Source organism: Cellulomonas sp. GbtcB1 (assembly GCF_019091725.1).
Taxonomy (GTDB): domain Bacteria; phylum Actinomycetota; class Actinomycetes; order Actinomycetales; family Cellulomonadaceae; genus Cellulomonas.
Genome location: NZ_JAGXJG010000716.1, coordinates 1 through 229 on the forward strand (window position 1 = coordinate 1; position 229 = coordinate 229).

The window sequence follows — 229 nt, forward strand, 5'->3', positions numbered from 1 at the left end:
GGGCTTGCCGACGGTGAGCTCGAAGCCCTCGCGGCGCAGCTGCTCGACGAGGATCGCCAGGGCGAGCTCGCCGCGGCCCTGGACCTCCCAGGCGCCGGGGCGGTCGGTCGGGACGACGCGGAGCGACACGTTGCCGATGAGCTCCGAGTCGAGGCGGTCCTTGACCTGGGGGGCGGTGACCTTGTGGCCCTTGCCGCCCTTGCCGGCCGGCGGCGAGGTGTTGATGCCG

1 pseudogene is annotated in these 229 nt (G+C 74.2%); it reads right to left on the bottom strand.

Annotated elements, in window-relative coordinates:
• Positions 1-229 (bottom strand): annotated as a pseudogene (locus KVT14_RS21940) (translational GTPase TypA); the annotation flags it as partial.